At 49.3% G+C, this 6,603-nt stretch carries 5 protein-coding genes; all 5 read right to left on the reverse strand.

Translation table 11 applies throughout. The features are described from left to right. Positions 1–74: 74 nt before the first annotated feature. Entirely contained in the window at positions 75–593 is a 519-nt protein-coding gene (locus tag HF324_RS20195) for a hypothetical protein (RefSeq protein WP_168804218.1), read from the reverse strand. 167 nt (positions 594–760) lie between these two features. Then, the gene (locus tag HF324_RS20200; protein WP_168804219.1) at positions 761–1,597 is read right to left on the reverse strand and encodes a hypothetical protein; all 837 of its coding nucleotides are present in this window, start codon (positions 1,595–1,597) and stop codon (positions 761–763) included. Positions 1,598–1,627: 30 nt separating this feature from the next. Beyond that, positions 1,628–4,081: an outer membrane beta-barrel family protein gene (locus HF324_RS20205; protein ID WP_168860664.1), complete on the reverse strand. Its 2,454-nt coding sequence runs from the start codon at positions 4,079–4,081 to the stop codon at positions 1,628–1,630. Between the two features lie 43 nt (positions 4,082–4,124). Beyond that, complete coding sequence (locus HF324_RS20210; RefSeq protein WP_168860665.1) at positions 4,125–4,835, reverse strand: thioesterase II family protein; 711 nt, start codon at positions 4,833–4,835, stop codon at positions 4,125–4,127. Between the two features lie 78 nt (positions 4,836–4,913). Beyond that, the gene (locus HF324_RS20215; protein WP_168804222.1) at positions 4,914–6,581 is read right to left on the reverse strand and encodes a cyclic peptide export ABC transporter; all 1,668 of its coding nucleotides are present in this window, start codon (positions 6,579–6,581) and stop codon (positions 4,914–4,916) included. Positions 6,582–6,603 lie beyond the last annotated feature (22 nt).

The following is a 6,603-nucleotide window of genomic DNA, read 5'->3' on the forward strand; positions in this document are numbered from 1 at the left end:
TCCACATCCGGGGATGCGGACGAACTTTCTGAAATCATAGGACTACCAGGCAAGACAAACCGGAGCGTACTTCACTATCTTAAATCAAGGTCGATGGAGAAACTATCGCCAATATCCCAAACATGCGATGCCTCCAAATCAATTCGGTGATAATCCATAAACTGATGAATAACGGTAATCACTCTGTCTCTTTTCAATGTTTCCCATCGTGTTATCACATCATCAGTCGCTTCTTCACCAAAATAGAAGTCAAACCGCTGAGATCCGTCATGATTTTTTATGCGCTGTTTCAGTATATTCAACAACCTTTCGTCACAAATGCCAGTGATAAATTCTTGCATGACGGCCTTCCTCTTTTCAAGATCCAGGCTGGGAATAACGATGATCGTTTCATCTTCTTTCTCCGCTCTGCCGATTCTATCCGCGATCAGCGCCGCTATCCCATCAGGGTAAGAGGAAGTTGCGGCTTCATTTAGTGAAAGGTCGTCATTCAACAACATATAATCCGCAAAATGGATAGAGTAAAATTCCTTATCTCTTTTATCGTAATAAAAGGTCTCCGTCAGGCTATAGAATGGTTCCGAGAAAGCCATAATCAACCAATTATAGAGTCGTGTTTTAGGCATAGACAGTAAAAGTACGGAGATTTTACCGGATGTCAACTACGGTTTTAATCTCCCGATCTCTTCCTTATCCCGCACCTCTGTTTGAAAACCTGACAGGAAGATGGAGGCAGTAAACCACCTCCATCTCATCGTTACTACTTGTTATATACGGGACTTCTTTTCAGCATATAAAACAGGGCGTCGTGGTAAGACCCTTCGTTATTTAAAAACGCCGTACGCCTGTTGGCAAATATTTTCTCATTCTGTTTGTTGAAAATACCCAGCGTCACCTCATTCTCGTACTGGTTCTCCACGGTGGTGTTGGCGGAATTATCGCGCTGCCGTTTATTGCCCTCCGACTGGGAGGTAGTGGTGCTGGAAGAGTTCACGCTTTCTTTCACGCTGCGGGACAGGGTACCCTGCAACACGAATTCGGCGCCCAATACCTTGCACAGTTCGTCGTAGGTGTATCCTTTGATGGTGTTGGCGTCAATGCCCTTTTTGTACAGCAGCGCATTGGTGGTGTTGGGGTCCTGGAACCTGTACTGTCCGTTCCGCTTGCTGAGGAACACATAGGTATCGTTCTGCAGCTTCTCTCCTTTTTCGATGACCTGCTGCAGCGGTTCATTCACCGCAATATATTTAAACGGCAGAATAGCCACCAGTCCTGATTCAATGGGACGGCCGGCATCGGCTGCTGATGTGCCGGCGTTGGCGGACGGGTTGCTGACGACTTCCACCCTGCCGCTGGAAAAAGTGATTTTGTTGATCTCCGCCTTTTTCAGTTCATAGACGAGCGTTTCCCCGGTATGAACAAATTTAATGGTGTTAGCGTGCATTTCCGTGATCCTGCCGTGCTTTTCTTCCCCGCTCAGCATAAGGATTACATCTTCTTTCCCGGGAGAAGTTTTCCCGGTTTGCGCTTTCAGTACAGAAAAACAAGTTAGCAGCACTCCTGCAACAGCCACTAACAACTTCAATGTTTTGGTCATGATAAAAATATTAGGGTTTTCAAAATTGTGTTATTTCTTTTCTGTTTTAACCCTTTGACGTTCTTCCTCTGCAGCGCTTTCGCGCTTGTCCGTCGTCTCTTTCCTGTCATTTTTATTGAAGCGGTAGGTAAACGCCAGTTTCAACACCTGCGATTGCCATTGGCCGCGGATATGGATGTCAATATTCTGGTAACGGCTGGTGGCGTTGTAGCGGTTCCAGCCAAAGATATCGGAAGCGCTCAGGCGGATAGTGGCCTGTTTGCCCAGGATATCTTTCTGGACGCCGGCATGCAGGGTGCCGATAGGCTGCTGCAGAAACGTACCGTCAATGCTGCGGGATGACCAGGTGCCCATAAACTGGAAGCCCCAGCCATTTTGCAGCTTCACCTGCTGCATCAGCTGAGCTGTGAACACGCCGGCTTTCAGTTCAAAGGGTTCGTTATTGATAGCCCCTGAATAGTCATAGTGGTTATAATCCATGTAGAGCACCGTCGTCATGGTCTCTCCTATCGGTATCTGGGCGTTTACGTTGGCGCCCAGTACCTTCCGGGTGTTGAGGTTCTCCGGCCGCTGATAGGTCTCATTCTTGTCAGCGTTCTGCAGTATTACCTCCTGTATGATGTCTGTCGTCCGGTTATACAGCAGCGTGGTGGTGAGCGCCCCTTCCCATATACTGTAGCCCAGTTCTATGTTATGGCTGTACTGGGGGTTCAGGTAAGGATTTCCTTCGTTGTAGGTGTACTGATCGAGGTAAAAACGAAAAGGGTTCATGCTGCGGTAATCCGGCCTTTCTATCCGGCGGCCGTAGGACAGCGTCACCTTGCTTTCCTTGTCCACATCGTAGGCCACAAAAGCGCTGGGGAAAAACTGCAGGTAACTGCGGGAGAATGTCTGCCCGTTGTTTTTCTGTTCTCCTTTCAGCCAGGTCTGCTCTGCGCGGAGACCGGCCTGGAATTCCCAGCGGTCGTGTTTATGCCGCAGGTTCAGATAACCGGCGTTGACATTCTCCTTATACAGGAAGTGGTTACTCAGGGAGTCGTTCTTTTTCCAGCCGCCGCTTACCCCGTCAAAATACTGTGCATTGTTGTCGGTATTGACAAACGATGTTTTCACGCCTGCTTCGAGGCGTGTCTTGTCTGAAAACGGATGGGTATAATCTGCTTTCAGGCTATAAATGTTAATTTTCGCCGGCAGGTCTGCCAGGAAAGATTTGCGCGGCGCCGCTTCACTGCTGTCGGGTTTAAAATAACGATTATCGAAATGTTGTTCGCTGGTACTGTTGTACGACAAATAATCGGCATTTAACAGCAGTTCGCGTTCGGCGGCAAACACGTGTTTCAGGCTAACATTCGCTTCCATATTGTCCCATTTGCCTTTTGTGGTAGCGGGTGCGTCTACCCTCGTGGTCATCACGCCATCTCCGGTTTTTAACAGCGTGTTGTTGGTATTAACGGCCTCCGAGGGATTATGAAACCCGCCCAACGCCACTCCAATGGTCGTTTTGGCGCTGGCGTAATAGTCTGCTCCCAGCTTGGCGGTGATACTTTTCCCCGTTGTTTTGGTGTAAGTATGCTGGTCATAAATACTGGTGATTTCTTTAGCGCCGTTACGGAAGTTACGGACAATATAATAATCTTCAAAACTCTTCCGGTAACTAAAGCCCGCATTACCATAAAAATTAACATGTTTGTTGCTATAGTTAAAGTTGAGGTTCTGCGTCGTTCCCGGGTATCTTCCCTGCAGGGCGGTAAGCGTCAGCGTTCCGTTGAAACCGCCGGTCTTCAGCTTCTTTCGCTTGATATTAATGACCCCGTTGCCGGCGGCGTCATATTTCGCCGGCGGGTTAGACATGATCTCGATCTGGTCCAGCTGCGACGCGGGCATATTCCGGAGGAAGGCGGTCAGTTCGGCGGCAGACAGGTAACCGGGCCGGTCGTCTATCATTACTTTCACTCCTTGTTTACCTTTGATGGAAATGTTCCCGTTCTTGTCCACCAGCACGCCGGGCAGTTTCTCCATCACCTCCAGCGCACTGCCTCCCGCGGCCATGATAGACGATTCCACATTCACCACGGTGCGGTCCAGCTGCTGCTCTATAAACGGTTTTTTTGCCGCTACGGTCACCCCTTTCAGGTTGCTGGCGCCTGACTGCAGGCTTGCGCTTTCCAGTGTCGTCGCTGGCTGGTCCAGCGTAAAGACCGGGCCGTTCCATTCCTTATACCCGATATAGGTAATGGTGATAAAATAACGGTTGAAGGGAATTTCTTCCAGCTGCCAGCTACCGGTCGTATCGGACAGGGCTACTTTCACCAGCGAAGAATCGGCCGCTTTCTTAAGCAGCACCGTGGCGGCTACCACCGGTTGCTGCGTTTCATCGTGTATCCGTCCGGTTATTTTACCGGTTTGCGCCCGGGCTACGAAAGAAAGGAGCAGCAAAACCGGCAGCAGCTGCAGCAGTCGCCTGCCGGAACAGACTGTCTTCATCGTTTTTTCTATAGTTGTGTACATCTTATGAGAAGGGTTATATTCAGCTATGGTGCGGCGTTAATGCTACATCGCGGATGAGCATAGCTATGTTTTGGAATTGATGAAAAATAAAGAAATGGTTCCCGGGGTAACGGAGAATGCGTACCTCCTTTTCTGATTCATGGGCCCATCCGGCCGTCTGGGCATCGCTGATGTCCTCGTTGGTCCCGGTGATGACGGTGATACCGGTACTATACTTTTCCAAGGCCTGATACCGGTAACATTCCAGCGCTTTCATATCTTCCCGGATCACGGGCAGAAAAAACTCCATCAGGTCCAGGTCTTCCAGCAAAGCGTCCGGCATTCCGCCCATCTCCTTCAGCTCCGCCATCAGCTGCTCGTCCGGCAGCAGATGCCGTTGTTTGCGCTGGTGGTTAAAAACAGGCGCCGCGCAGCCGGTAACGAAAAAGTGCAGCGGGAGGGTTTTCCATTCCTTTTTCAACCGGTGCATCAGCAGGTTGCCCAGCACTGCGCCCATAGAATGACCGTACAGGATGTAAGGAGATCTTATGTGGGGCAACACCTGCCTGTAAAGGTCGTCTGTCATGGCATGTATGTCAGACAGCAGCGGCTCCGTTATCCGTTTTCCGCGACCCGGCAACTCCAGGGTCACCATATCCAGGTGCCTGCCCAAAAAGGGCTGCAGATCGCGGAAAGAATAACCATTTCCACCTGCATACGGAATACATATCAGCTTAATTTTCTGTAACATCTCAGGTACTTTTTACTTAATAACCTTTCCAAAAAAGAGCCCTCAATTCGTAATTCGTAATTCGTAATTTGTAATTCTCTATACGGCATAGTGCAGATCTGTGGCGGCATTGACGGACGTGTCGCTGACAATGGTACCATAGTCGAACTTAATGAGCCGGTCCCCGCAATCAAAATAGGCGTCATCGTGCGTCACGGCGATAACGGTCTTACCCATCTGCTTTAATTCGGGAACAATTATTTTATAGAAATATGCTCTGAACACAGGGTCCTGCTCTGCGGCCCATTCATCCAGCACAATCACATCCTTGTCTTCCAGCATCACATAGATCAGCGCCAGCCGCTTCTGCTGCCCTTTCGACAAATCGGCTTTAATGGATTTCTTCCCGGTATCAAAAGTGACGATGTTTTCCAGCTCCATCTTGCGAAGCCAGAACATCAGCCGTTCATTATCCGGCGCCAGTTCAAGGCCGTCGTAATTCTCATTGAAAAGGATACTGTCGGTAAAGATGGCCGCGATGCGGTTGCGATAGCCCGGATAAGTCCTTTCGGTGATCACCCGCCCGTTCAGCGATATCGTGCCGCTATGCGGCACATACAGGCCCGTCAGCAGGTTCACGAAAGTGCTCTTGCCGCTGCCGTTGCCGCCGGTGATAAAAATGCTTTCTCCTTTCCTGATATCGAGGGTAAGCGGTTTTAAACGGAAAGTCTCTGCTCTTCTTTCGTCATAGTATTCAAACGTCACATTCTCAAAACGGATGCTTTCAAACTTGTCGCCGATGGCCGGCAGATCACCGTGCCCAATAGCGATGGCTTTGGAAGCGTTGATCTTATCATGGAACTGATGCAGCCGATCGACCGCTATCTGCATCTGCGTAAACTCGCTGATACGGGCCACCACAATGCCTACAGGTCCCATCAGGTACAACAGCGTCACCACAAACTGGTTATTCACCACGTTGCTCATATGCAGGATGACCGGCAACAGGAACACGATAATACCGATCAGCAGGTACCACAGGTAGTTTCCCATCAGTTCATTGCCCATGTATTTGATCAGTGTTTTTACGGTAAGCTCTTTTACCCGGTTCCTGTTCTGTGAGATGTATTTGTGGAAGATATTATCGCTTCGCGTGATGCTCATTTTCACATCTTTAAACCCGCGCAGGAAATCATTGACATTCTGCTGGTAAATATTGGCCAGGTCGCGTACGGTGTTGAGGTCCTTGCTGATAGCCATATTCCGGACATAGTACACCACCGCCAGGGCGGAAAGGACGCCCAGGATCAGCAGGGCCCCAAAGAAATTGGTATAGAACAGGTAACCCAACCCTATCAGCACCATGACCAGCGCGTTGAACACTTCAATAAAAACATTGGGGAAACGTTGCAGGGTCGTTACGTCTGCCGTGGCCGTACGTACTTTCTCCTCCCCCAGTTTGATATATTCTTCGTAATCCGAAAACCGCAATTTGTCAAAAACAGACAATCCCAGGTCATTCCCTAATTCATAGGTCAGCCGGATCGTGTAGGATTGAAAGGCCCTGGCGGTAAAAAAAGATACGAGGATCATGCCTGCATATATCTGCCAGTCATATCCCTGTACAAACGGAAGAGAAGTGCCTGCAATCCTGTTGTTGATCAGCAACAACAGTCCCATGGACCACACGCTGTTGATAAGGCCCAGCAATAACAACAGGATGTAAAACAACTTCGATTTTTTCTGAAGCAAACTGATTAATCTCATACGGTCCGGTATTCTAAAGATG

Origin of the sequence: Chitinophaga oryzae, assembly GCF_012516375.2 — a bacterium.
Lineage (GTDB): Bacteria > Bacteroidota > Bacteroidia > Chitinophagales > Chitinophagaceae > Chitinophaga > Chitinophaga oryzae.